The 21,911-nt window shown below is 66.3% G+C and carries 33 protein-coding genes; 29 read left to right on the top strand and 4 right to left on the bottom strand.

The genetic code is table 11. From position 1 onward, the window contains the following. The first annotated feature begins 43 nt into the window (after positions 1–43). The 11 genes from HJG44_RS24110 (at position 44) to HJG44_RS22030 (ending at position 8,906) form a co-directional block, all read left to right on the top strand. Positions 44–169, top strand: coding sequence for a hypothetical protein (locus HJG44_RS24110; RefSeq protein ID WP_281411564.1), 126 nt, complete (start codon positions 44–46; stop codon positions 167–169). Positions 170–304: 135 nt separating this feature from the next. Then, the gene (locus HJG44_RS23900; protein WP_430395093.1) at positions 305–499 is read left to right on the top strand and encodes an HNH endonuclease signature motif containing protein; all 195 of its coding nucleotides are present in this window, start codon (positions 305–307) and stop codon (positions 497–499) included. 109 nt (positions 500–608) lie between these two features. Continuing rightward, a complete protein-coding gene (locus HJG44_RS21990) occupies positions 609–1,001 on the top strand; it encodes a hypothetical protein (protein WP_171220547.1) in 393 nt (130 codons plus the stop codon). Positions 1,002–1,044: 43 nt separating this feature from the next. Further along, positions 1,045–2,838: a terminase large subunit gene (locus HJG44_RS21995; protein WP_210261281.1), complete on the top strand. Its 1,794-nt coding sequence runs from the start codon at positions 1,045–1,047 to the stop codon at positions 2,836–2,838. 23 nt (positions 2,839–2,861) lie between these two features. Then, a complete protein-coding gene (locus HJG44_RS22000) occupies positions 2,862–4,826 on the top strand; it encodes a phage major capsid protein (RefSeq protein WP_171220549.1) in 1,965 nt (654 codons plus the stop codon). Between the two features lie 57 nt (positions 4,827–4,883). Continuing rightward, a complete protein-coding gene (locus HJG44_RS22005; protein WP_174873205.1) occupies positions 4,884–5,264 on the top strand; it encodes a hypothetical protein in 381 nt (126 codons plus the stop codon). Between the two features lie 3 nt (positions 5,265–5,267). After that, a complete protein-coding gene (locus HJG44_RS22010) occupies positions 5,268–5,456 on the top strand; it encodes a hypothetical protein (protein WP_171220550.1) in 189 nt (62 codons plus the stop codon). A gap of 3 nt (positions 5,457–5,459) precedes the next feature. Then, positions 5,460–6,824, top strand: a complete 1,365-nt coding sequence (locus HJG44_RS22015; RefSeq protein WP_171220551.1) for a phage portal protein — start codon at positions 5,460–5,462, stop codon at positions 6,822–6,824. Positions 6,825–6,856: 32 nt separating this feature from the next. After that, entirely contained in the window at positions 6,857–8,011 is a 1,155-nt protein-coding gene (locus HJG44_RS22020; RefSeq protein ID WP_246736424.1) for a collagen-like domain-containing protein, read from the top strand. Then, positions 8,005–8,292: a head-tail connector protein gene (locus HJG44_RS22025; RefSeq protein WP_171220553.1), complete on the top strand. Its 288-nt coding sequence runs from the start codon at positions 8,005–8,007 to the stop codon at positions 8,290–8,292. The genes HJG44_RS22020 and HJG44_RS22025 overlap by 7 nt, the downstream gene beginning before the upstream one ends. Continuing rightward, positions 8,289–8,906 carry a hypothetical protein gene (locus tag HJG44_RS22030; protein WP_210261282.1) on the top strand — a complete coding sequence of 206 codons (618 nt, stop codon included), beginning with the start codon at positions 8,289–8,291 and terminating at the stop codon, positions 8,904–8,906. The genes HJG44_RS22025 and HJG44_RS22030 overlap by 4 nt, the downstream gene beginning before the upstream one ends. A 44-nt stretch (positions 8,907–8,950) precedes the next feature. On the opposite strand, the gene HJG44_RS22035 is transcribed toward HJG44_RS22030, so the two are convergent. Together HJG44_RS22035 and HJG44_RS22040 are read right to left on the bottom strand one after the other, a co-directional pair. Continuing rightward, a complete protein-coding gene (locus tag HJG44_RS22035) occupies positions 8,951–9,376 on the bottom strand; it encodes a type II toxin-antitoxin system HicB family antitoxin (RefSeq protein ID WP_171220554.1) in 426 nt (141 codons plus the stop codon). After that, complete coding sequence (locus HJG44_RS22040; protein WP_171220555.1) at positions 9,376–9,564, bottom strand: type II toxin-antitoxin system HicA family toxin; 189 nt, start codon at positions 9,562–9,564, stop codon at positions 9,376–9,378. Before HJG44_RS22040 ends, HJG44_RS22035 begins: the two co-directional genes overlap by 1 nt. 112 nt (positions 9,565–9,676) lie before the next feature. On the opposite strand from HJG44_RS22040, the gene HJG44_RS22045 reads away from it, so the two are divergent. From HJG44_RS22045 to HJG44_RS22095, 12 genes are all read left to right on the top strand, one after another. Then, positions 9,677–10,021, top strand: a complete 345-nt coding sequence (locus HJG44_RS22045; RefSeq protein WP_171220556.1) for a phage head closure protein — start codon at positions 9,677–9,679, stop codon at positions 10,019–10,021. A 177-nt stretch (positions 10,022–10,198) separates the two neighbouring features. Next, on the top strand, positions 10,199–10,474 hold the full coding sequence (locus HJG44_RS22050) for a hypothetical protein (RefSeq protein ID WP_171220557.1): 276 nt from the start codon (positions 10,199–10,201) through the stop codon (positions 10,472–10,474). A gap of 3 nt (positions 10,475–10,477) precedes the next feature. Next, a complete protein-coding gene (locus tag HJG44_RS22055) occupies positions 10,478–10,705 on the top strand; it encodes a hypothetical protein (RefSeq protein WP_171220558.1) in 228 nt (75 codons plus the stop codon). Between the two features lie 3 nt (positions 10,706–10,708). After that, a complete protein-coding gene (locus tag HJG44_RS22060; protein ID WP_171220559.1) occupies positions 10,709–11,167 on the top strand; it encodes an HK97-gp10 family putative phage morphogenesis protein in 459 nt (152 codons plus the stop codon). Further along, positions 11,164–11,565 (top strand): DUF3168 domain-containing protein, encoded by a 402-nt coding sequence (locus HJG44_RS22065; RefSeq protein ID WP_171220560.1) that lies wholly within the window; start codon positions 11,164–11,166, stop codon positions 11,563–11,565. Before HJG44_RS22060 ends, HJG44_RS22065 begins: the two co-directional genes overlap by 4 nt. 31 nt (positions 11,566–11,596) lie before the next feature. Beyond that, complete coding sequence (locus HJG44_RS22070; protein ID WP_171220561.1) at positions 11,597–12,046, top strand: phage tail tube protein; 450 nt, start codon at positions 11,597–11,599, stop codon at positions 12,044–12,046. 1 nt (position 12,047) lies between these two features. Then, positions 12,048–12,455 (top strand): gene transfer agent family protein, encoded by a 408-nt coding sequence (locus HJG44_RS22075; RefSeq protein WP_171220562.1) that lies wholly within the window; start codon positions 12,048–12,050, stop codon positions 12,453–12,455. Then, entirely contained in the window at positions 12,455–12,604 is a 150-nt protein-coding gene (locus HJG44_RS22080; protein WP_171220563.1) for a hypothetical protein, read from the top strand. The genes HJG44_RS22075 and HJG44_RS22080 overlap by 1 nt, the downstream gene beginning before the upstream one ends. A gap of 183 nt (positions 12,605–12,787) precedes the next feature. Then, on the top strand, positions 12,788–13,048 hold the full coding sequence (locus tag HJG44_RS22085; RefSeq protein WP_346767240.1) for a hypothetical protein: 261 nt from the start codon (positions 12,788–12,790) through the stop codon (positions 13,046–13,048). A gap of 24 nt (positions 13,049–13,072) precedes the next feature. Beyond that, entirely contained in the window at positions 13,073–13,276 is a 204-nt protein-coding gene (locus tag HJG44_RS24500) for a DUF6883 domain-containing protein (RefSeq protein WP_430395089.1), read from the top strand. A gap of 247 nt (positions 13,277–13,523) precedes the next feature. Beyond that, complete coding sequence (locus HJG44_RS22090; RefSeq protein ID WP_171220564.1) at positions 13,524–13,721, top strand: hypothetical protein; 198 nt, start codon at positions 13,524–13,526, stop codon at positions 13,719–13,721. Next, on the top strand, positions 13,718–13,921 hold the full coding sequence (locus HJG44_RS22095) for a hypothetical protein (protein ID WP_171220565.1): 204 nt from the start codon (positions 13,718–13,720) through the stop codon (positions 13,919–13,921). The genes HJG44_RS22090 and HJG44_RS22095 overlap by 4 nt, the downstream gene beginning before the upstream one ends. Before the next feature lie 36 nt (positions 13,922–13,957). On the opposite strand, the gene HJG44_RS22100 is transcribed toward HJG44_RS22095, so the two are convergent. Continuing rightward, positions 13,958–14,215: an HIRAN domain-containing protein gene (locus tag HJG44_RS22100; protein ID WP_210261283.1), complete on the bottom strand. Its 258-nt coding sequence runs from the start codon at positions 14,213–14,215 to the stop codon at positions 13,958–13,960. Positions 14,216–14,401: 186 nt separating this feature from the next. After that, a complete protein-coding gene (locus tag HJG44_RS22105) occupies positions 14,402–14,632 on the bottom strand; it encodes a hypothetical protein (protein ID WP_171220567.1) in 231 nt (76 codons plus the stop codon). Between the two features lie 12 nt (positions 14,633–14,644). Between HJG44_RS22105 and HJG44_RS22110 the strand changes: the two genes are divergently transcribed. From HJG44_RS22110 to HJG44_RS22135, 6 genes are read left to right on the top strand one after another with little or no spacing between them, the layout of a single operon-like run. Next, the gene (locus HJG44_RS22110; RefSeq protein WP_171220568.1) at positions 14,645–17,827 is read left to right on the top strand and encodes a phage tail length tape measure family protein; all 3,183 of its coding nucleotides are present in this window, start codon (positions 14,645–14,647) and stop codon (positions 17,825–17,827) included. A 10-nt stretch (positions 17,828–17,837) separates the two neighbouring features. After that, complete coding sequence (locus HJG44_RS22115) at positions 17,838–18,107, top strand: hypothetical protein (protein ID WP_171220569.1); 270 nt, start codon at positions 17,838–17,840, stop codon at positions 18,105–18,107. Positions 18,108–18,110: 3 nt separating this feature from the next. Further along, entirely contained in the window at positions 18,111–18,701 is a 591-nt protein-coding gene (locus HJG44_RS22120) for a hypothetical protein (RefSeq protein WP_171220570.1), read from the top strand. Then, positions 18,683–19,096 (top strand): DUF6950 family protein, encoded by a 414-nt coding sequence (locus HJG44_RS22125; protein WP_171220571.1) that lies wholly within the window; start codon positions 18,683–18,685, stop codon positions 19,094–19,096. Before HJG44_RS22120 ends, HJG44_RS22125 begins: the two co-directional genes overlap by 19 nt. Further along, positions 19,096–21,207: a phage tail protein gene (locus HJG44_RS22130; protein ID WP_171220572.1), complete on the top strand. Its 2,112-nt coding sequence runs from the start codon at positions 19,096–19,098 to the stop codon at positions 21,205–21,207. The genes HJG44_RS22125 and HJG44_RS22130 overlap by 1 nt, the downstream gene beginning before the upstream one ends. Continuing rightward, positions 21,207–21,902, top strand: a complete 696-nt coding sequence (locus HJG44_RS22135) for a hypothetical protein (protein ID WP_171220573.1) — start codon at positions 21,207–21,209, stop codon at positions 21,900–21,902. The genes HJG44_RS22130 and HJG44_RS22135 overlap by 1 nt, the downstream gene beginning before the upstream one ends. Positions 21,903–21,911: the final 9 nt, after the last annotated feature.

The following is a 21,911-nucleotide window of genomic DNA, read 5'->3' on the forward strand; positions in this document are numbered from 1 at the left end:
GGAAATCGTCCGCCGGTGATCACGCTGAGTGAGGTGGTGTAGCATGTGGATCCTCATCCCCCTCCTCGGATCCCTCGGGCTTACTGCCCTCGCGGCACTTCTCTGGACCTCCTCGGCGTTGCTCTTCGGTCTCGGCTTCATGATCGTCTGGGATGAGCTCACGGCCTGAATGCCAAAGCCCCTCGAACGCAGAGCCAGGAACAGAGAGTACGACGCAAGGCGCGGATCCGCCCGCGCCCGCGGTTACACCTCCAGGTGGGAGTGCGCCCGCGCTAGCTTTCTCCGGGACTACCCGCTCTGTCGCATGTGCGAGCAAGGCGGCATGGTCCGCGAGGCTACCGTCGTCGATCACGTCGTCCCGCACCGAGGGGACCAAGCGCTCTTCTGGGACCCGAGCAATTGGCAGCCGCTCTGTCGCGAGCACCACGACCGAGACAAGCAGAGGCAGGAGCGAGGAAGGCCAGTCCAGGCCGTCGGCGCCGACGGGTGGCCAGCCTGAGCCACCCCCGGGGGGGGCGTTCAAGGTTCAGCGGGCCTTCAGCTCCGGACCGGCCGCCCCCCAAATTTCGCGCATTTGCAGATTAAAGTCCTGAAAGGGCCAATTCGCCATGGCGAGCCGCGGCGCTAAGCCGAAGCCCGCGCACCTCCGCCTGATTGATGGGACGCGCAACGCGACCCGGCACGGCTCGGAAGCTGACCTGAAGCAGGTTGCGGCGACGGCCGACGGCTTCGGCAAGCCTCAGCGCCCGAAGCACTTCAAGGGCGAGGCTGCTGCGGCCTGGAAACGATACATCGAGCCGGCCGGGTGGCTGGACGGAGCCCGCGAGGCCGCGGCGATCGCGTTCTGCGAGCTCTGGCAGGAATTCCGGTTCGCTCCGACGAGCTTCCCGGCGTCCAAGCACGGACAGATGCGCGCCTACATGTCGGAGCTCGGCCTGACCGACGAGCGCAATCGGATCGCGAAGGATGCCGAGAAGAGGGACGACTTCTTCGACGAGTGACCGTGCGACGGCATACGCCGAGTCGGTGCTGTCGGGGGACATCGTGGCAGGGCCACATGTCAGGAACGCCTGCCGGCGCCACATCGAGGACCTGAAGCGCAAGGACATCGTCTGGCACTGGGGAGACGGCGAGAAGGGCTCGGGTAGCCACGCGCTGCGCTTCTTCGAGGAGAAGCTGAAGCTCAGCGAGGGGCAGTTCGAGAACCTGCCGTTCCGGTCTGTGCCCGCTCAGGACTTCATCATCGGGGCCGTCTTCGGTTGGAAGCGGCTCGATGGGACAAGGCGCTTCCGTCGCGCCTATGTCGAGCAGGGGAAGGGCAACGGTAAGTCCCCCCTCGCAGGCGGGATCGGTCTCTACGGCCTGATGGCTGATGGCGAGGCGGGTGCCGAGATCTACTCGGCCGGCGCCACAAAAGAGCAGGCAGGCATCCTCTTCCGGGATGCCGTGAAGATGGTCGACAAGTCGCCCGACCTCGACAAGCGGCTGAGGCGCAGCGGGGGCCCGGGCCGCGAGTTCAACATCGCGTACCTGGCCAAGAGCTCGTTCTTCCGGCCGGTGTCGCGAGAGACGAAGAAGACCGGCTCCGGGCCGCGGCCGCATTTCGCGCTGGTTGACGAGCTCCACGAGCACGCCGACGCCGGGATCATCGAGATTCTGGAGCGCGGCTTCAAGTTCCGCCGGCAGCCTTTGCTGCTGATGATCACCAACAGCGGGTCGGATCGGAACTCGGTCTGCTGGGTCGAGCACGAGCACGCGGTCCGGGTCGCGGCCGGGAATCCAGACGCAAAGGACGGCGACGCCTTCTACCTGGGCGAGATCATCGACGACACGACGTTCTCGTATGTCTGCGCTCTCGATGACGGGGATGACCCGCTCAAGGACCCGGCTTGCTGGATCAAGGCGAACCCGCTCCTGGGCGTCACGATCACAGAGGAATACCTAGCCGGCGTCGTCTCGCAGGCGAAGCAGATGCCGAGCAAGCTGAACGGCATCCTCCGGCTTCACTTCTGCCAATGGACGGATGCCGAGACGGCCTGGATGACGCGGGCGGCGCTCGAGCCCGTGCTTCACGAGTTCGACCCGGCTGAGCACCGGGACGCGGAAATCTGGATCGGCTGCGACCTCTCGCAGAACAAGGACATCACCGCGCTCGCGGCGGTCGTGAAGACCGGGGAAGTCGAGGTCGAGGCGGAGCGGGACGGCAGGGTCCAGATCGTCCGCAAGCCGACCTTCGATGCCTGGATCGAGGCCTGGACGCCCGGCGACACGATCGCGGCGCGCGAACTGCAGGACAAGCAGCCCTACCGGCTCTGGGCACAGCAAGGCCACCTCAACGCCCCGAAAGGGCAGAGCATCCGGTTCGATCACGTCGCGCAGGCGGTTGCCGAATACGCTCACGGCTACAAGGTCGTGTGCCTCGCCTACGATCGGTATGCGTTCCGTCGCGGGTTTGAGCCGGAGTGCGAGAAGCTCGGTCTCTCGATCGAGTTCGTCGAGCACCCGCAGGGCGGGACGAAGAAGGGCCAGCCGACCGAAGCCATGGCGGCCGCGGCGGCGCGCTCAGGTGCCAAAGCGGAAGGGCTCTGGATGCCGGGCTCCCTGCGGGAGCTTGAGGACGCGATCCTAGAGCGCCGCATCCGCCTCCGGAAGAACCCGGTCCTGATATCGGCGATGATGTCGGCCGTGACCGACAGTGACCGCTGGGGAAACTACTGGCTCGCGAAGGAGCGGGCCGTGAACAAGATCGACGCAGCCGTGGCGCTCTGCATGGCGCTCGGCGCGGCCTGCGCCTTCGAAGGCAAGCCGGCCAAGTCATACCAGATGCTCTTCGTCTGAGCTCCGGCCGGGAGGCCGAATCTATGAACCGCATGTACTCGCTGCTGACGGTGAAGGCCGTCAGCGACGACGAGCGCGTCATCACTGGCGTTGCGACCACTCCTAGCCCGGACAGGATGGGGGACATCGTCGAGCCGCTCGGGGTCAAGTTCAGGAACCCGATGCCGCTGCTGCATCAGCACGACCATCGGAACCCGGTCGGGAACGTCGTCTTCGACAAGCCGACCAAGGATGGGATCACCTTCAAGGCCACGCTCCCGAAGATCGAGGAGGCAGGCCCGCTCAAGGACCGCGTCGATACCGCCTGGGGCGAGGTCAAGTCCGGCCTCGTCCGTGGTGTCTCGATCGGCTTCACGCCGCTTGAATACTCGCGGCTCGAGGGAGGCGGTTTCCGCTTCATCGAGAGCGAGGTCCTGGAGCTTTCGCTCGTGACGGTGCCGGCCAACGTCGACGCCATGATCTCCACCATCAAGTCGATCGACCGCCCGGTGCTCGCCGCGACAGGCATGGAGCCGAAGGCATCCGACCGACCTGTCACCCCCGGCGCTACGGGCTCCCACCAGCATCCCAGCCCGACGAAAGGGGCACGTAACATGAAGACGATCGCAGAGCAGATTGCTGCCTTCGAGGCCACGCGCCAGGCGAAGGCGGCTCGCATGGTCGAGCTGATGAACAAGGCGGCCGAGGAGGGCTCGACCCTCGATGCGGCCGGCACCGAGGAATACGACGGCCTCGCCGCCGAGGTGAAGTCGATCGACGATCACCTCAAGCGCCTGGGCGACCTCGAAAAGGCGAACCTCGCCACGGCCAAGCCGGTCGAGGGCGTCAGAGACAGCGAGACGGGCTCGCAGGCCCGCGGCGGTGTGCGCGTTGAGGTGAAGGGCACGAACCTGCCGAAGGGCACGGCCTTTACCCGCTATGCCATCGCGCTCGCCCGCTCCAAGGGCAACCTGCTTCAGGCGGAACAGATCGCGAAGGGCTGGCACGACAGCACGCCCGAGGTCGAGACCGTCCTGAAGGCGGCCGTCGCCGCCGGCACCACCACGGACACGGCCTGGGCGAAGCCGCTGGTCGAATACCAGAACATGGCGTCCGAGTTCGCAGAGCTTCTGCGGCCTCAGACGATCATTGGCCGTATCCCGGGTCTCCGTCGCGTGCCCTTCAACATCAAGGTCCCCCGCCAGACGGCCGGCTCGTCCGCGTCGTGGGTCGGAGAGGGCGCCCCGAAGCCGGTCAGCGCGCTCGCGTTCGACCAGATTGCCCTCGGCAGCACGAAGCTGGCGGGCATCGTCGTGTTGACCGACGAGCTCGTGCGGCAGTCGAACCCGTCTGCGGAAGCGATCGTTCGGCAGGATCTGGTCGACACCATCGTCCTCACGATGGACCGCGACTTCGTCGACCCGACGAACGCCGGCACGACCGATGTCAAGCCGGCGTCGATCACGAACGGTGTCACGCCGGTCGTGGCGTCGGGCACGACCGCGGATCACGTCCGTGCCGACGTGAAGTCCTTGATGGCGAAGTTCATCACGGCCAACATGTCGCTCGCGGGCGCTGTGTGGATCATGAGCGAGGTCCAGGCCCTCGGTCTCGCCATGATGCTGAACCCTCTCGGCCAGCCAGAATTCCCCGGACTCGCCGTCAACGGGAACAGCGGCGGCACGTTCTTCGGCCTGCCGGTCGTGCTGTCCGAGAACGTCATCCCGAACCCGGGCACGGGCTCGCCGGTGACCGGCAACGGTGCCCGCATCATCTTGGCCAAGGCGTCCGAGATCATGCTCGCGGACGATGGCGAAGTGATGCTCGACGCCAGCCGCGAGGCGTCGCTCCAGATGGACAGCGCCCCGACGAACCCGCCGGTCGCGAACACCGTCCTGATGAGCCTCTGGCAGATGAACATGGTCGGCATCCGGGCCGAGCGGTTTATCAACTGGCGCAAGCGCCGCGCTGGCGCCGTCCAGTATATCGACGCGGCCCGCTACGCCTGATCTGTCGATCCCGAGGCCGGCCGCGTGCCGGCCTCACCCTGACACGCGGAGACGGCCATGAAGACCGACCTCATCGCCACCAAAGCCATGCGCTACGGCGGGCGTTCCTTAGAGGCTGGCGACGCCTTCAGGGCGGCCACGCCGCGGGATGCGCGCATCCTGACGGCTATCCGCAAGGCCGAACTCGCGCCCGACGTGGATCCGGAGGAGGCGGCGAAGGCCACACGCCTGGATGAACTGCGGTCCGAATACGAAGCGGTGGCGGGCGAGGCGCCTGATCTCCGCTGGGGCGCCCCGCGGCTCGAGGAAGAGATCGAGGCCGCGAAGAAGAAGCGCCGCGGCAAGCCGCTCGACCACGACGGCAACGGCAAGGCCGGCGGCTCCCGCACGGCCGAGCAGGGCCGGTACAATCGTCGCGACGTACGCGCCGAGGACTAACGCATGCCCCAAACAGAAGCTCCGCGTGACCTCCTGGTCATCAGCTATCCGGGCGCCATGGCCGACAGCCAGATGAAGAAGATCGCTGAGGCCGTCAAGGAAGCCGCGGGCTCGACTGTCCGCGTTCTCGTCCTCGACCAGGGCGGGTCTGCGACCTTGCTGACACGACCTCCGACGCTCCCTGGGGACTAGCAGTTGCGCGTCCTCGGTCTGAGGATCCCCTTCACTCGCGGGAAGGCGGCGGCCTCTCTTGCCCCGGTGGACAACCGGGGTGGGTGGTTTCCGCTCATCCGCGAGGGCTTTACGGGCGCATGGCAGCAGAACGTCGAAGTCAAGTACGACTCCGTTCTCGCCAATCACGCCGATTTCGCCGTCCGGACGCTCATCGCGGCGGACATCGGCAAGCTGCGGATCAAGCTCGTCCAGAAGCAGGACAGGATCTGGCAGGAGACGACGAACCCGGCCTATTCCCCGGTGCTGCGCAAACCGAACCGCTACCAGACCCGCCAGCAGTTCATCGAGTGCTGGGTCCTGTCGAAGCTCCAGCGGGGCAACACCTACGTCCTGAAGGAGCGGGACGCGCGCAATGTCGTGGTGCGTCTCTATGTGCTCGACCCCGACCGCGTGAAGGTGCTCGTCGCGGATGACGGCTCGATCTACTACGGGCTGATGCGGGACAGCCTCTCGGGGCTCAGCGAGGATTACATCCTCGTTCCGGCAAGCGAGATCATCCACGACCGATTCAATTGCTTCTTTCACCCGTTAGTTGGACTGTCCCCGATCTTCGCCAACGGGCTCGCCGCCACGCAGGGCCTGGCGATCCAGAACATGTCGGCGGGCTTCTTCCGCAACGGAGCGACGCCGGGCGGCATCCTGACGGCGCCTGGCGCGATCGGCGACGATACGGCCAAGCGCCTCAAGGAGCATTGGGAGGCGAACTACAGCGGCAAGAACCGCGGCCGGATCGCGGTCCTGGGCGACGGGCTGAAATACGAGGCCATGACGGCAAAGGCCGTCGACTCGCAGCTCATCGAGCAGCTCAAATGGACGGCGGAGGTCATCTGCTCGACCTACCACGTCCCGCCGTACAAGATCGGCGTCGGCGCGATGCCCAGCTACAACAACATCCAGGCGCTCAACGTCGAGTACTACTCGCAGTGCTTGCAAGCGCATATCGAGGCGATCGAGGCATGTCTTGACGAAGGTCTTGGCATGGACGGTGTCTCGATCGGGACCGAGTTCGACACCGACAACCTGCTCCGCATGGACAGCGTGACGCAGATGGAGGTGCTCGATAAGGGCAAGAACACATTCACGCCGAACGAGGCCCGTCAGAAGCTGGACCTGGCCCCGAAGACCGGCGGTGATGCCGTTTACCGGCAGCAGCAGGATTACAGCATCGAGGCACTCGCCAAGCGCGATGCGCAGGACGACCCGTTTGGCACGGCAGCCAAGCCGGCACCCGCCTCTGACGGCCCTCCGCCCGCAAACGACAACCCGCCTGCGGTCAGTGCAGCCTATTTCGGCTCCCGTTTGCGGAAAAGCCTGGCGAAGCCATGAACGCAGCGCATATCGAGGCGTTGGCGGACGAGTTGGCGCTGGTCGTGCGAGAGCACGTCACGGCGGCCACGGCGCCGCTCCTTGCACGCATCGACGAGCTCGAGCGCCGGGAACTTCCAGTCCCCGTCCCCGGGCCGGCTGGCCTTGGGATCGCTGCGGCTACGCTGAACGATGGCGGAGTCCTGATTCTGCGTCTCACGGACGGGACCGAGCAGCAGGTCGGCCGCGTCGTCGGCCGCGACGGCCGCGACGGCAAGGACGGAGCCCGTGGCCGCGATGGGATCGACGGGCAGCCGGGCAAGGACGGCGAGCGGGGCCGAGACGGCGTCGACGGCAAGGATGGTGTCGACGGAGCTCCAGGCCGCGATGGCAAGGACGGCCGCGACGGCAAGGACGGAGCTCCAGGCCGCGATGGCAAGGACATCGATCCTGCCCAGGTTGAGCAACTCGTCTCCACCGAAGTCCAGAAGGCCATCGCGGCCATCCCCGTTCCGAAGGACGGGATCGATGGAAAGGATGGGGCAGATGGTCGTGATGGAAGGGACGTCGATCCGGTCGAGGTGGAGCGTCTGATAGCCGATCGTGTGGAGAAGGCGATCTCGACCCTCCCTCCGCCGAAGGACGGCCGCGATGGCAAGGACGGCCGCGATGGACGGGACGGTACAGGTCTGGCCGGCGCTCTGATCGATCGAGAGGGCGAGCTTGTCGTGACGCTGTCGAACGGCGAGACCAGGAGCCTTGGCCCTGTGATCGGCCGCAATGGCAAAGACGGAGCCGACGGCGCCCCTGGCCGCGATGGCAAAGATGGCGAGCGAGGCGCGGATGGCCTCGGGTTCGAGGATATGACCGAGTCCCTGGAAGATGACGGCCGGACCATCGTGCGACGCTACCAACGCGGCGACGACGTTAAGGAATTCCGCCACTCCATCGCGGTCGTGCTCGATCGGGGCGTCTACAAGGCAGGCGAGACCTACCAAGCCGGCGACGGCGTGACGTGGGCGGGCTCGTTCTGGATCGCCCAGAAGGAGACCGATGCGAAGCCGGACAGCGGAGACGGCTGGCGCCTCGCGGTGAAGCGCGGGCGCGACGGCAAGGATGGGAAGGACGGCGAGCGAGGGCCGGAGGGGAAGGCTGGTCCCGCGGGCAGAGACCTCACGCAGCTCGGGCCTGACGGCGCCAAATGGTAGCCCTCATCTCTGTTTCCGACGCGAAGCAGCAACTGCTCATCGAGCATGACGAGCAGGACGCTTTCCTCGCCGCCAAAGCCGAGGAGGCGACCGACATCGTCATTGGCTACCTCAAAAAACCAAATCACGGCTGGACGGAGGAGACGGCGCCGCCGCGGGTCAGGTCGGCAATCCTGCTCGTCCTCGGCGTGCTATACCGTGACCGTGAGGGGCAAACGAACCCGCTGACGGATGCCGTAAAGGCGCTCCTTTGGCGCGATCGGGACCCGGCGCTCGCTTGACCCGCCCCGACTGGTTCCCGGACTGGACCGGGCAGAGATGCGTGATCGTGGCCTCCGGGCCGAGCGCGGCCGAGGCTCCTCTCGCTGAGATCGAGGGGCGGGCGCGCATCATCGCGACGAACAACAGTTGGCGGCTCGTCCCCTTCGCGGATGCGCTCTACGCCAGCGACGATCATTGGTGGCGAACCGGGGCAGGGAACGAGTTCCAGGGGCTGAAGATCAGCCGATCCGAGCACCCTGGAGTTCATCAAGTCGAGCTCGCCCTCGATTGCCGCGGCCTCTTCGTGGACGGGATCGTCTTCGACGAGCCGGGCGTCATCGGGTCGGGCGGCGGAAGTGGGTTCCAGGCGCTGAACCTCGCGGTGCAGTTCGGGGCGACCCGGATTGCGCTCGTGGGTCTGGATGCCAGGGTTGACCGCGGCGTCCACTGGCACGGGCCGCACGAGGGCGGCCTATCGAACCCGCACGAAGGAACGGCCGAACTCTGGCGTGTCGCGATGGATCGCGCTGCGCCCGTCCTGGCTGAGCGGGGCATCGAGGTTGTGAATTGCTCGGCGTGCTCCGCTCTGCAGGGCTTCCGGAAGATGGACCTGTCCGAATGGCTGGGCGGGTGATCGGTGCGGTCGCTTCCTCCTCGGCCTAGCCGAAGCTCAGCAACTTAAGCCGCGACAGCCTCGACATAGACGCCGACGCGCTTGCCCAGGACATGAAACGCCGCCTCGAGCTGTTCGAACCGGGAGCGATGATCCAGCCGGAACAGGCGGTCCACGGACTCTCTGTTCCACCCCAGCCGTCGCGCGAGCTCGGCCCTGGTTATGCCGGCCTCGCGAAGCGCTCTGTAGAGCTCGACCTTCACGGCCGTCAGGGTCGGGAGGTGCACCGCCTTCGGATCTGTGGTCTCGGGAACCGGGATATCCTCGCCGTCATCGATCATGCTGGCGAGCGCGGTTTCGATCGCGTCGGCTGCGCGAAGACGCGCCTCCTCCTCGGTCTCTCCGAAGGTGGCGACCATCGGGAGGAGCGGACAGGTCACGAGCAGCGTGCCGTTGTCGTCGGGCGTGAGTTCGATCGGGTAGGCGAGCATCACTTCAACCCCAGCTGCTTCTTGATCGCATTGACCAGGCCGGTACCGAGTTCCTTCCGGCCGCCATGCATCGGAAGCTCTGACTTCCGGTCGCCGCGCCGGACCACGAGGTGGCCCGAGCCGCCCTTCTTGGTTTCGAAGGTGCAGCCCTGAGCTGCGAGCCACTTCTTGAGTTCCTGCGCGTTCATGCATGTAAGATACTCCACACAAATGTGGAAGTCAACATAAGTGTTGAAGCGCGAGTGAGCGAATGCAAGCCGCACTGGACCGCTTGATGTGCCTGTACCGGGTGTGGGGTTGATGCCCTCCGCCGGCGACCTCGTCGAGCGTGTCAGCTTCGCCCGCCGCTCCGCCGTCGACGACGGCGCGGGGAACGAGGTCTCCGGCCCGTTCGAGGAGCAATTCCAGCGCGCCGCGATGTTCATCATGCGGCCGGGGAGCGAGGCGGTGTTAGCCGCCCGGCTCCAGGGTCAGCAGCCGGTGACGATCGTGGTCCGGTTCGACAGTCAGACTCGGTCGGTGACGAGCGACTGGCGGGTCACGGATGTCCGCTCGGGCACCGTCTACGCGATCCGCGCCGCCGAAGACATGGACCGCAAGCGCCAGTGGATCTCGCTGGTCTGCATGGCTGGAGAGACGGCATGACTTTCTTCCGTCGCCTGCGAATGGCGCTCTGCTCAGCTTGGCGCGGCTTCTGGTATCGGCCGGTTCCCGTGAAGCAGATCGGGTCAACGATCGGTGAAGATAAGTGGATCGTGCGCCGGGTCACCGGCTGGAAAATCAAGTACCGGCCTATTTGGTCCCGGTCGCAGGAGAGACGGCATGAAGATGTTCCGCTTCACCCAGGCCTTTGATTTCAAGCCGTCGCCGGGCGTGACCATGCACTACGCAGCAGGGTCCGTCCGGAAGCTGCCGGAGGCTCAGGTCGAGGCGGCACTCGCGGCGGGCGCTGGCCAGATCGACGAGTCCGCGACCGAAGAGATGATCGTGGACGACACGCCCGGCCCGGCCCCGGTGATCCGGCAGGAGCCGCGGCCGGTCTACGTCGCGCCGAAAGTGCGCGAGGCTGCGGTCGAGAAGGCGGGCAAGGGCAAGTAGGCCATGCGCGGCCTGCTTCGTCGCATCCAGTCACTTTGGTCCTGGCGCGCTGTCCGGCAGGACGGCGTCTGGGTCTATTGCGAGAACTCCATCACGGGACGCAGATCCGCGCACTGGACGGGCGGTTGCTATGGCCCGCTCGACCAGCAATGGCTCCGCGATGGCGACTTCGTCCATGGTCCCCGCGGATCCTATGTGGTCGGCGCGGAGAGCGAGATCTGGGCAGGCTGACCCATGGCCGTCCGCAATCTCGACCGCCTCAAAGCGCGCCTGGCCAAGATCCCGGCCGGCGTCCGCGCAGAACTGAGCAAGGCTCTCGACCAGAGCGCGGCCGAGATCGTCGGCATGCAGAAGCGGCTGGTCCCGAAGAAGACGGGCGCGCTCGCGAACAGCATCGTTGCGACGCAGGGTGGCGAGCGGGTCAAGTACTCGCAGGGCGTCGGGGGCGGACTCGGGGATCCGGATCTCTCTGTTCGCATCTCCGCCGGCAACTCGGCGGTGCGCTACGCCCATCTGGTAGAATTCGGGACCAAGCCGCATGAGGTCGGCGGGTTGTTCGAGGGCGCGCAGCATCCAGGATCGAGAGCGAAGCCCTTTTTCTATCCTCCGTACCGCGCCCTGAAGAAGCGGAGCCGGGGGCGGATCACTCGGGCTGGCGCCAAGGCCGCCAAGCAGATCGCGGCCGGCAAATGAGCGCCGAACTCGCGCTTCAGGGTGCCGTCGTCACGGCGCTGAAGGCTGCGTCGACGGTCACCGCGGTCGTTGGCCAGCGCGTCTATGACCGCGTCCCGGCCGCAGCGCCGATGCCCTACGTCCATTTCCGGTCAGTGCAAGCGGTCGACGACGGCTCTGACCAGATCGACGCCCTTGAGGTCTATGTCGACCTGGATGTCTGGTCGACAGCGGTCGGCAAGCCGGAGGCGGCGCGAGCGGCAGAGGCTGTCCGGCGCGCCCTGCATCATCAGGCGCTCACGCTCGCAGAGCCGTGGGGCCTGCTCGAAATCGAGCACAGGGACACGAACATCGGCGACGAAGACGGCCTGCTCGTCCGCGCCCGAATGACCTTCCGCGCCCTCGTCGAGCGCGTCTGACCCTTCACATCGACGGACTGAGGAGACCCGCATGGCACAGGCCACGACCCGCTCGTTTGCGGGCTACAAGATCCTGCTTGAGGACGCGACGTCCCCAGCGACCTACGTGGCTCCGTGTGGATTCACGGAACGCTCCGTTCGCTTCACGAAAGAAGTGAACGACGTCAACGTCCCCTCGTGCGACGATGAGGATGCCGCTTCGTGGGTCGAGCGGGACATTGTGTCGAAGTCGGTTACTGTCTCCGGGAACGGCGTGATGTCGTTGGAAGCGGAGCCTCGCTGGCTCGCCGTCTGGCAGAGCGATCTCCCGTTCAACGTCCGCATCGAGAAGTCAGGCAACCTCGCCGCAGGCGGCGGCTACTGGCTCGGCAAGTTCCACCTGACCTCAATGGAAGAGGGCGCGGTCAAGGGCAACCGCGTCACGAAGAGCATCGAAATGGTGAGCACGGGCGCCGTCGTCTGGACGCCGGCCTCCTCGTAACATGGGTGTCCAGACCGACATCACGCTTGCGTGGGGCGACGGGACCTATCGGTTCCACCTCGCCATCCCGCAGCTCAAGGAATTGCAGGAGAAGTGCGCGAGCGGGCCGGCTGAGGTGCTCCAGCGCCTCGTGACCGGCCGCGCCCGCGTCGAGGATGCGCAGGAGACGGTCCGCCTCGGGCTGGTCGGTGGCGGCACCGCGCCGCCGGAAGCGGTTCGACTCTGCTCGCTCTACGTCGATGCCCGCCCGCTGGTGGAGTCGATCGGCGTGGCCACGCTAGTCCTTGGCGCAGCTCTCATGGGGCATGACCCAGAGGCCGCACAGGGAAACGGGGCAGCCGCGAGGCCGAAGAAGGCGAGGGCGAAACCCTCATCGACTTCGCGGCGATCCAAGCGAGCGCCCTCGTGATGGGCATGTCCCTCCGCGATCTGGAGGGGATGGGACTTCAGGAGTTCGGCGAGATCGTCCGAGCCTGGAACCGGACGCAAAACCCTGACGAGCCAGAGCCGATGACGCCTCAGGAAGAGGATGCGCTCGCGGCCATGCTGGGGATCTGAGGTGACGGTTGCGGCAGGGCTTAGGCTAGGAGGGCAAGGGCCGGCACCCACCTCAACCGGGCAGGGCAAGACAGGAACCCCTTAACCTACCCATGGTTGACTGGTACACGGTCTAGACCACATTCTGTGGAGTGGCGGAGGGGCACCCACCCGTCGCCACGCGACCATCCCAAGGAGGGGAAGGTGTCTGCCGCTCTCAGGTCTGATGATGATCGGACCTTCTACGTCCACCGTCACGCCGCAGTTGGGCCGGCACCCCTGCCGGAGCTGACGCGCGTCCTCGTGACGAGGGCGGCTCGGACCATGGAAGGGGATGACGTGATCGCCGGGACTGAGGGTACGATCGTCGGCATTTGGAACAACGGCGAGGCCTATGATGTCGAGTTCTCCGAGGCGCTCGGCCCTGCTGTGATAGAGGCCAAGTTCCTTCGGACTCTGGCGTAATCTCTGGACTGAGCTTCTGCGTCGATGGCGGAGCTGACTTTTCTCGCTATCGCATCTGCAAAGATTACCCACTACCTCCTGGACATCAACCATCCGCAGGGCGGGTCGAAGGCGAAGTTTCTGATCAGTCGCGGCTTCTCTCCCAGCAAGCCTAGTGAACTTGCGAGACCAACTACGACGGTCAGAGGAGGATCGATCAGTCCCAGGTCGAGACCTACGCCGAGATGATGCGGCGCGGTCTCTGGTTGCAGGGTGGCCAGATCGCCGATATGCGAGCGATCTACGCTCGGGCCGACTTCCCGGTGCGCAAGGGTCACCACATCGGGAACGGGTGATCCGACCTATCGTGCAGGATAGCCGGTAACGAAAAACCCCCGCTCCGACGGCTCCGCCTCCGGCAAGTGCGGCAACGGAGGCGGCACACGGAGGCGATCGGAAATCCGGCAGGGCAAAATCAAGTCGCCAAATTGGCGACTTGAACGAACCGGAACGCTTCACTGCCTCCACGGCCAAGAGCACCGGCCGCTCGGAGCGATCCATTCAGCGTGATGCGGAACGCGGCGAGAAGCTTGGCGACACGCTCCAGCGCATCGCCGGGACCAGCTTGGACAAGGGCGTCGAGATCGATGCCCTCGCCGCACTGCCGCCTCAGGAAAGGGAAGAGATCGTGTGAAGGGCGAGCAGGTCTCCGCCCGTAAGCAGGTTGCTCCGTCGAAGGGCGAGAACGTCGTGTCGCTGGATAGCGAGGAGATGCAGGCCAACACGATCGCGCGGCGGCTGATGCGGGAATATTTCGATGCTCCGCCCCGCGCGCGGGCTGTCTTCGACGATCTCTATGCGGAGGTCGCGTCCGGACGAGCGGTTGCGGGGTGAGTAGTGCAGCGCGGACGCGGTTGCCTGACCATCTGATCATCCATCAGAGGTGATTGTAAGGCGGACGTGAATGCTGCGAACTTCGCGGCCGAGGCCCAGCCATCCGGTGCGTTCGATCTCCACGTTGGTCACCTCGGCCACGATAGTGTCTCCTTCCGCCAGCGATCTTGCGACCCAATCGTGGCGGCTCGGGACAAAGCCTAGATGAAAACCCCCGTGGCGATAGGCGACGGCGTCCTCGTCATGCTCATTGTCGGGCTCTGGAACGAGCGTCAGACGGTCGCCAACCTTCACGTGGCTACCTGCGTATTTTAAGCGCGATCTTCCCGTTTCTGGACAAGGGTAGTTCAGTCCGGCGACGAAGGAGGGGTAGGATCGCATGATCAGGAGTGGAGCTGGGTTAAGAAGCGATCACGTTAGGGGAGGATCGGCGAGCATCGCTGACAACGATAGAAACTGTTAAAGCAGTTCCCATCGCGCTCAGCGGATGCGGTCGTAAACCCCCTGCGATTTGCTGCGCTCTGCGTCATTGACGTAACGCACCGTCATCTCAAGTCTGCATTCATCGACTCGAAGCTGCCCCTGATTGCGGTATGCTTGCTCACACTCCTTGTCGATACGCTCCTTAATATTCGGAGGGTCGGATAGAGCGCCGATCAAGAGGAACGCGGCCACTAGTCCGGCGCCTGAGATCAGAAGCCATTTCAGCATTGGGAGAAGTCCTTGGCCACAGATATCGAGAGGCTGGTTATCAGCCTCGATGCGGATATCACAAGACTCTCCCGCCAACTGGCAAAGGCGACCGGCGACGTCGACACCTGGGGCAGGAAGTCTGAAGCGACCGCCCGGCGCGCCGCAAAGCGCGTCTCGGACGCGATGGCCGACGCCACTAACGACAATCGCTCCGGCTTCCGCGGCGACCAGTGGAAGAACCTGGGATTCCAGGTCAACGACGTCGTTACCTCGCTCGGGTCCGGCAGCGATGTGATGCGCGTCCTCGCCCAACAGGGCGGGCAGGTATATCAGGTGCTCGGCGATCACCCCGGCGGCATCGGTGGCGCCATGGGGGAGATCGCGAAGCGGGCGCTCGCGATACTGACACCGGCCCGGCTTGTAGCTGGCGGCATCGCCGGCATTGGGGCTTCCGCTCTTTTGCTCGGCATCCGCTGGAGCGATGCGCAGGACAAGATCGAGAGGGGTCTTTCGGGCATTGGACGGCGCTCCGGCGCGACCGTCAACGATATCAACCGGATCGGGGAGGCCATCGCCGCGAGCGGGCGCATGTCAGTCGGCGAGGCGCGCGAGGCGGCGTCCCTGGTTGCTCAGACCGGGAATGTGGATCGCGACCAGATCGAGAGCGTCGTCGGGCTGGTGCCCGGTTACGCGAAGCGCATGGGCCTGAGCGCGGCCGATGCCTCGGCCGAGATTGCGAAGCTCTTCTCCGACCCGGCCAAGGCCGCGGACGAACTCGCCGCAAAGCTAGGCGTGATCGATGGAGCCACTCTGGCGCACATCCGGACGCTCGCCAATCAGGGCGACCGTCAGGCCGCCATCAACGCGCTCGTGAAGGCGATCCAGCCCGAGTTGGACAAGGCAGCCGAGAAGACGAGCGTCTGGGCTCGAGCCTGGAATGCGGTTGCGAACGCGGCGGACAGGGCAGGGCAGGCGACGACGCGCGCTCTTACAGCCGCCCCGGCCGAGACGGATGAGCAGCGGCTCGAGCGCCTGATCCGGCAGCGTGATGCCGGCTTCGCGGGCCGCCCGGCACGCACCACGGAGCCGGAGCTCGTGGAAGCTCTCAGGCAGATGGGGCTCGGCGAGAGCGAGATTGCCGCGCAGGTGCCGAGCTATCGGCCGGCGACAACCGAGATTGACCGCGAGATCGGGGCTCTTGAGGAGCGGATCCGCGTGACGCGCGCGGCACAGGCGGCAGAAGCCGAGCGGATGCGCGCTATCGAGCGGTCGAGGGCGGCGAACGACATCGTCGCTCAGTTCGATGCGGCCGGCGAGGAGATCCGAAAGCTCGACGCCCAGATCGCCCAACTCGGTCGCTCTCTAGCGGACGCCATCGCCAATCCCGACGTGAACATCGAGGGCGGGGCCGAGAAGGCGCTGGAGACCTACAAGGCGCTGCAGGACAGGGTCGACCTCCTGAAGCAGTCCTACAAGGAGGGTGGCACGGCCGCCTCCGCCGCTCTCCGGCAGGCGAATTTTCAGGCCCAGACAGCGGGGCTGAACAGCTACGCGCGCGGCCTAGCCGAGATCAAGTTCCGCTTCGACGAGATGGCGAGGGCAGCACGCGAGGCCGGGAACGTCCGGGCCCTGCCCACGATCGAGGCGCAACGCGGCGCAGCGATCGACGCCTACAACACCGAAGCAAACCGGCGCGCCCTGGGCCAGGTCGCTGTGAGCGGCGACTTCGTCTCGCAGGTGATCGGCGCAGAATCGGGCGGCAACGACCGGGCCCGCAACCCCCGTTCGACGGCGACAGGCGCCGGCCAGTTCATCGAGAGCACCTGGCTCCGGCTGTTCAAGGACACCTATCCCGAGATGGCGGCCGGGATGAACGATGCAGCGATCCTCGCGATGCGTTCCCAGCGCCAGTACCAGGAAGCGCTTATCCGAGCCTATGCGCAGGAGAACGGTCGCCTTCTTCAGGCGGCGGGCTTCAACGCCTCGGATCGCAACTTGCATCTCGCGCACTTCCTCGGTGCGGGCGGCGCGATCAGCATGTTGCGGGCCGATCCGAGCGCGAATGCCGCGTCGATCCTGCCTGCAGCGGCGCGGTCGAACCCGGAGGTGTTTCGGCGTGGCTCGGCGAGCGTGCAGGATATCCTCAACTACGCGCAGGGCAGGGCGACAGGCTCCAGCTCGGCCGGTCGGGCTTCGCAGGATCGCATTCGGTCCATGGAGGCGGAAGCCGCCACGCTCGGCAAGGCGGCAGCTGAAGTCGAGCGCCTACGCGCAGTCGAGGAACTGCTCACGGCGGAACGCGAGAAGGGTGGGCCACTCGCCCAGGTCTTCGCGAACGCTCAGGATCTCATCAAGGGTTCGTCCGAGAAGCTGACGCCAGAACTTGAGGCGCAGCGGGCGAAGCTCCTCGAGCTCGCCGATGCGCGGGCCAAGGCTGCCGCTACGGGCGTCCAGGCGCGGTTCAACCAGGATATCGCAGACAGCCGGGCGGCTCTCGGCAGGACGGACGAGGAGAACCGGGCCTACAGCCAAGCGCGCCAGGTCGGCGCCCCGGGCTCGTCCGAGTTCCAGAACGCCTACGGCCAGCTTCGCGAACTCCAGGAGATGAACTTCGCCAAGAGCGAGGTGAGCGGGTTCCTGAAGGGGATCAACGCCGACCTCGCCAATGGCGCCAAGCTGACCGACGCCTTCACGAACGCGGCGAAGCGGCTCCTGTCGACGCTCACGAACCGGGCGATCGATAGCCTGGTCTCGGGCCTTTTCGGCGGGCTCGGCGGCGGTGGGGGCGCAGGCGGTGCCGGGGCAGGTGCTGGCATCTTCAGCGCCATCGGCCGCCTCTTCGGCTTCTCTTCGGGCGGCTACACCGGCCCAGGATCAAAGGATCAGCCGGCGGGCATCGTCCATGCCGGCGAGTACGTCTTCGACAAGGCGGCGACGTCCCGGATCGGGGTAGGGCGGCTTGAAGCGATCCGGCGCGGGTTGAAGGGCTACGCGGTAGGCGGGTTTGTCTCGCCGGTTACACGGGTGCCTACCGCGCGGGCTGCCGCTGCTGGGGCACTCGCGACGACCTTCGCCTTCTCGCCCGTCACCAATCTCGACATGCGGGGCTCGAGCCTCAGCATGGGCCACGTCCAGGCCGCCCTCGACGCACGAGACGCCGAGCTCCAGCGTACCTTCGGCGAGCGCTTCGAATACTGGCGCCAGCACAACTGATCAGGAGAGCATGATGGTCGAGAGCCGTAGGAGGTTCCTGCGGGCGCTAGCGCTTGCGCCGCTCGCGCCTGTCGCCGCACTGGCTGCAACGAGGCCGGCTGACGCCACGTCGGCCGAGAAGGTCACAATCGAGGTCGACGCGGGCACCTTCACCCACGAGATCGAGGAAGCCGTCCGGGGTTTCGAGGAACGCCTGCAGGCCGCGCTCGATGCTCACGACCGAGACCTCCGGCGCACCTTGGGTGAACGCTTCGCCGCCTGGAACGCCCGCAACGCCTGACCGATGGGCAACTACCCCGATCTCGTCCGGGCCATCCAGGACCGACGCACGGTCGTCACCGCGCATTGCGTCCGGCTCGACTTCGCTTCGGAGACGAAGTGGCTCCACAACGGCTACGGCCCGCTCCGGACCCGCACCCCCGGCGCGGAGGGGTTCGTCGTCTGGGAGGGACTCGGAAAGCTCGGCAAGATCTCGGATATCGAGCGTTCGCTCGTTCCGAAGTCAGGATCGCCTAGCCTGTCGCTCTCAGGTGTGGCGCCGGATCTCGTCGCCAAGGCTCTTGCGGCCGAGCATGAGACCAAAGGGCGCCCCGCCCGGATCTTCGAGCAATACTTCGACCCGCAGACCTTTGAGCTGATCGACCAGCCCGTCGCGGTCTACGCCGGCTACATGGACGAGATGTCGATCGAGGAGACCGGGCCAACGACGGCCACGATCACGGTGACGCTCGTCAACCTCCTCTTCCGCCGCCGCCGCCCGGCCGGCGCGTATCTCTCTCACATCGACCAGCAACTCGTTCATCCCGGCAACATGGGCGCGGTTCAGATCCCGTCTTACGTCAACGCCAACCCGACATGGCCGGGCTACTCGTAAGGGATCGCGCGGCCGAGCTGCGCGCCTTCATCACCCGCGGCTTCGGTCTCCCCCTCACCCGGGGTGGCTCCGATTGCTGCCTCTGGCCCTGCGACTGGATCGTGGCCTGGCGCGGGCTTGACCCCGCGGCGCAACTCAGGGGCCGCTACAGGACAGCCCTCGGGGCAGAGCGCCATCTCCGCAGGGCAGGCGGGCTCCTGCCCCTGGCGCGGCGCCTGATGGCCGAGACGGGCCTCCCGGAGGCGGTTGAGCCCGTCCCCGGCGATGTCGGCGTCGTCATGGACCGGGCCGGGCAGATCATCATGGCGATCCGCGACGGGCAGGAATGGGCCGCGAAGGCAGATGAGGGCGTCTTGATCGAGGATCTGCCCATGCTCGCAGCCTGGAGCATCTGATGGCTGAGGCTATTGGAGCGGCCATCATCTCCAGCGCGTTCGGGGTGTCCGCCAGCGTCTCGACGGCTGTCGGGATCGCAGGCGTATCGGCAGCCTCGATCGTAGGCGGCGTCACGATCGCGGGCGGGCTACTCGGCTTGCAACTGCTCGTCGGCAGCCAGCAGCCGAAGCAGAAAATCGCCGCACAGCAACTCTCGCTCCGGCAGGCGCTACCTTCACGCACGATCTGGTTCGGCCGCAATCTGCGCGCCGGCCCGAAATTCATGTGGGATGCCGCGGGCGGCAAATTCTTCGACGGCTACTACCTCGGCGAGGGACCGATCGACGCCTTCGAGGAGGTCCAGCTCGACGGCAAGATCACGCCGATCACGTTTCCGGGCGGGATCGCGACGATCGCCCCGTGGGGGAACGCCGTTGCGGTCGAACTGCGCGTCGGCAATGTGCCGGAGCCGACCTTCGACACGTTGGTCAGCGGCCTCAGCTACTGGACGGATGCCCACCGGCTGGACGGTTGTGCGACCGCCCTCGTCACGTCGACGGCACCGAAGAAGGAGAAGTTCAACCAGGTCTTCCCGGGTGGCCGGCCGCCGGAAGCGCTGTTCCGTACCCGGGACCTGAAGGTCCGTGACGTCCGCGACCCGGGCCAGACCGAGGACCCGGCCACATGGGTGTGGAGTGACCGCGCCGGGCCGTGCATCTACACCTTCCTCAATCACGGCTTTGGCACGCGTGTCCCGTTCTCGCTCCTGAACACCGCATCGTGGCAGGCGTTCAACGCGCTCTGCGACGAGACCATCCACGACAAGAACGGAGTGGCATTCCCGCGCTATTACCTCGCCGGCTGTCACCGGGCAGCGGAGGATGAGCCGGCCGACACGCTCCAGCAGATGCTGGATGCCTGCGATGGGCGCCTGACTCTGGAGCCGGACGGCACGATCGGTGTCACGGGCGGCAAGTTCCCGGCCGTCACGCTCACGTTCGGTGATGCGGGGGTCATCTCCCGCAAGATCATCAAGGGCTCGTCCAAGCTTGCTGCCTTCAACCGGCTGAAGATCTCCTACCTTTCGCCACCCCACGGCTATCAGCAGATCGAGGGCGATCCGTGGGTGGATCCGGACTACCCATGGGCCGACGACGCGGCCGAGCTGCTCGAAACCACCTTCGACCGCCCGTGGGTGCAGAACCACAACCAGCTTCGCCGACTGGCGAAGATCTATACGGCCAAGAAGAACCCGGCATGGCGCCTGCTCGGGATGGTCACGGACCTGAGCTGGGCGCCGTGCCTGTTCGAAGAGGCTGTCCGGATCAAGTCAGACCGCTACGGCTTCGACGAGGTATTCATCGTGGAGCGTGCGGTCGCGAACATCGAGGCCGGCACATGCACCTTCGACTTCGCCTCACTCCGGTCCGATACCTACGATTTCAACGCGGAGACAGAGGAAGGCACGACACCGGCGGTCCCGGCGAGCCCGAACTCTGTTTTGGCCGCCACGCCGCCCGACCCGCCGGAGAGCCTCGTGATGCTCGTCGAGCGCCGCGTGGTCGCAGGCGGCACGAGCGCCGTGTTCCTCCGCCTGATCGCGGCGGAACCGGCGCGCGAGGACCTGTCGCTCATCGGGCGATATCGCCGCGTCGGGGACACCGCTTGGCTCAACATGGCGCAGGAGGGCGAGAACCGGGCGTCGCTGATCTCGTCCGTGCTCGCCGATGGGGAGGTTTACGAGGCGGAGGGAGCGCTCGCGACCTATGGTGCGGCATTGCAGAGTGACTGGACCGAGCCGGATCCTGCAACAATCGTAGCCGTGGCGGACGGGACGCCACCGGATCAGCCCACTGCCTTCGGCGTCGAGGCGATAGGCAGCCTGGTCACTGTCGTCTGGATCAACTCCGGATCGGCCAATATCGCCGATGTCCAGGTCAGGCGGGCGACCGGCTCGGGCGCGGCCTATAGCAGTTCGACGATCGTCGGGACGCTGGCCGGAGCGCCGAACCAGTCCATGGTGTTCTCGGAGAGCCTCGCCGCCGGCACGTACCGCTATTGGCTCGTGGCCCGGAACGCCTCGGGCACAGCCGCGGCACCGCTCGGCCCTGCGACCGTGACGGTGGCCTGATGCCGATCTGGCCCGATACCCTCACCATCATCAAGGCGACGCGGCCGAACCGGAGGAACCCAGCTCGCTCCGGCGGGGCGGATCAGACCGGCTCGCAGCAGTTCGTGTTTGCCCCCGGCGGCGGCGTCTGGACGTGGTCGCTAACCGTTGCCGTTCGGACGCGCGACGACGTCCTCGACCTCGGCGCCTTTGTCGAGGGCATGGATGGACAGGCCGGCACGGCCATGGTGCCCATCTACGACGGGAAGCGGAGCCCCTGGAACATCGACCCGCTCACGGGCGGGGCGATCACCCCGGCCAAGCATGCGGCCTCGATCGCGGATGATCCAGCGTTCGCCACGAACCCTATCACAACGGGCTTGCTCGATTTCAGGCTCGGCGCCCCGGCCGGGCTGAACGCAACGCGGGTGACGATCGCGCGCTACCGCGGCGGCCTGATCCGGCCGGGGATGTTTTTCTCGGTCGGATCCGAGCTGAAGGTCATCACCGCCCTGAACGTCCCGGACTCCGGCGCCAGCTCGTCTCGGATCGCAACGATCAGGCCGTGGCTCCGGGCCGCCCGCAGCGCCGGCGCGGCCCTGGAGTTCGGCCGCCCGGTCTCGCTCGCACGCTTCGCCTCAGACGATACCGGGCGACAAGACCTCGACCTGCTCCGGTTCGGGCAGGTCACCCTCGATTTCGTCGAAGCCTTCTGAAGGCCCCGA

The organism is Enterovirga aerilata (assembly GCF_013044135.1).
GTDB classification, from domain to species: Bacteria; Pseudomonadota; Alphaproteobacteria; order Rhizobiales; family Beijerinckiaceae; genus Enterovirga; species Enterovirga aerilata.

Bases quoted from the DNA above. Each gene is read 5' to 3' on its own strand.
- HJG44_RS24110 (WP_281411564.1), top strand. From the start codon at position 44: ATGTGGATCCTCATCCCCCTCCTCGGATCCCTCGGGCTTACTGCCCTC.
- HJG44_RS23900 (WP_430395093.1), top strand. From the start codon at position 305: ATGTGCGAGCAAGGCGGCATGGTCCGCGAGGCTACCGTCGTCGATCAC.
- HJG44_RS21990 (WP_171220547.1), top strand. From the start codon at position 609: ATGGCGAGCCGCGGCGCTAAGCCGAAGCCCGCGCACCTCCGCCTGATT.
- HJG44_RS22000 (WP_171220549.1), top strand. From the start codon at position 2,862: ATGAACCGCATGTACTCGCTGCTGACGGTGAAGGCCGTCAGCGACGAC.
- HJG44_RS22005 (WP_174873205.1), top strand. From the start codon at position 4,884: ATGAAGACCGACCTCATCGCCACCAAAGCCATGCGCTACGGCGGGCGT.
- HJG44_RS22010 (WP_171220550.1), top strand. From the start codon at position 5,268: ATGCCCCAAACAGAAGCTCCGCGTGACCTCCTGGTCATCAGCTATCCG.
- HJG44_RS22025 (WP_171220553.1), top strand. From the start codon at position 8,005: ATGGTAGCCCTCATCTCTGTTTCCGACGCGAAGCAGCAACTGCTCATC.
- HJG44_RS22035 (WP_171220554.1), bottom strand. From the start codon at position 9,376: ATGCTCGCCTACCCGATCGAACTCACGCCCGACGACAACGGCACGCTG.
- HJG44_RS22040 (WP_171220555.1), bottom strand. From the start codon at position 9,564: ATGAACGCGCAGGAACTCAAGAAGTGGCTCGCAGCTCAGGGCTGCACC.
- HJG44_RS22045 (WP_171220556.1), top strand. From the start codon at position 9,677: ATGCCCTCCGCCGGCGACCTCGTCGAGCGTGTCAGCTTCGCCCGCCGC.
- HJG44_RS22050 (WP_171220557.1), top strand. From the start codon at position 10,199: ATGAAGATGTTCCGCTTCACCCAGGCCTTTGATTTCAAGCCGTCGCCG.
- HJG44_RS22055 (WP_171220558.1), top strand. From the start codon at position 10,478: ATGCGCGGCCTGCTTCGTCGCATCCAGTCACTTTGGTCCTGGCGCGCT.
- HJG44_RS22060 (WP_171220559.1), top strand. From the start codon at position 10,709: ATGGCCGTCCGCAATCTCGACCGCCTCAAAGCGCGCCTGGCCAAGATC.
- HJG44_RS22065 (WP_171220560.1), top strand. From the start codon at position 11,164: ATGAGCGCCGAACTCGCGCTTCAGGGTGCCGTCGTCACGGCGCTGAAG.
- HJG44_RS22070 (WP_171220561.1), top strand. From the start codon at position 11,597: ATGGCACAGGCCACGACCCGCTCGTTTGCGGGCTACAAGATCCTGCTT.
- HJG44_RS22075 (WP_171220562.1), top strand. From the start codon at position 12,048: ATGGGTGTCCAGACCGACATCACGCTTGCGTGGGGCGACGGGACCTAT.
- HJG44_RS22080 (WP_171220563.1), top strand. From the start codon at position 12,455: ATGGGCATGTCCCTCCGCGATCTGGAGGGGATGGGACTTCAGGAGTTC.
- HJG44_RS24500 (WP_430395089.1), top strand. From the start codon at position 13,073: ATGGCGGAGCTGACTTTTCTCGCTATCGCATCTGCAAAGATTACCCAC.
- HJG44_RS22105 (WP_171220567.1), bottom strand. From the start codon at position 14,632: ATGCTGAAATGGCTTCTGATCTCAGGCGCCGGACTAGTGGCCGCGTTC.
- HJG44_RS22115 (WP_171220569.1), top strand. From the start codon at position 17,838: ATGATGGTCGAGAGCCGTAGGAGGTTCCTGCGGGCGCTAGCGCTTGCG.
- HJG44_RS22120 (WP_171220570.1), top strand. From the start codon at position 18,111: ATGGGCAACTACCCCGATCTCGTCCGGGCCATCCAGGACCGACGCACG.
- HJG44_RS22125 (WP_171220571.1), top strand. From the start codon at position 18,683: ATGGCCGGGCTACTCGTAAGGGATCGCGCGGCCGAGCTGCGCGCCTTC.
- HJG44_RS22130 (WP_171220572.1), top strand. From the start codon at position 19,096: ATGGCTGAGGCTATTGGAGCGGCCATCATCTCCAGCGCGTTCGGGGTG.
- HJG44_RS22135 (WP_171220573.1), top strand. From the start codon at position 21,207: ATGCCGATCTGGCCCGATACCCTCACCATCATCAAGGCGACGCGGCCG.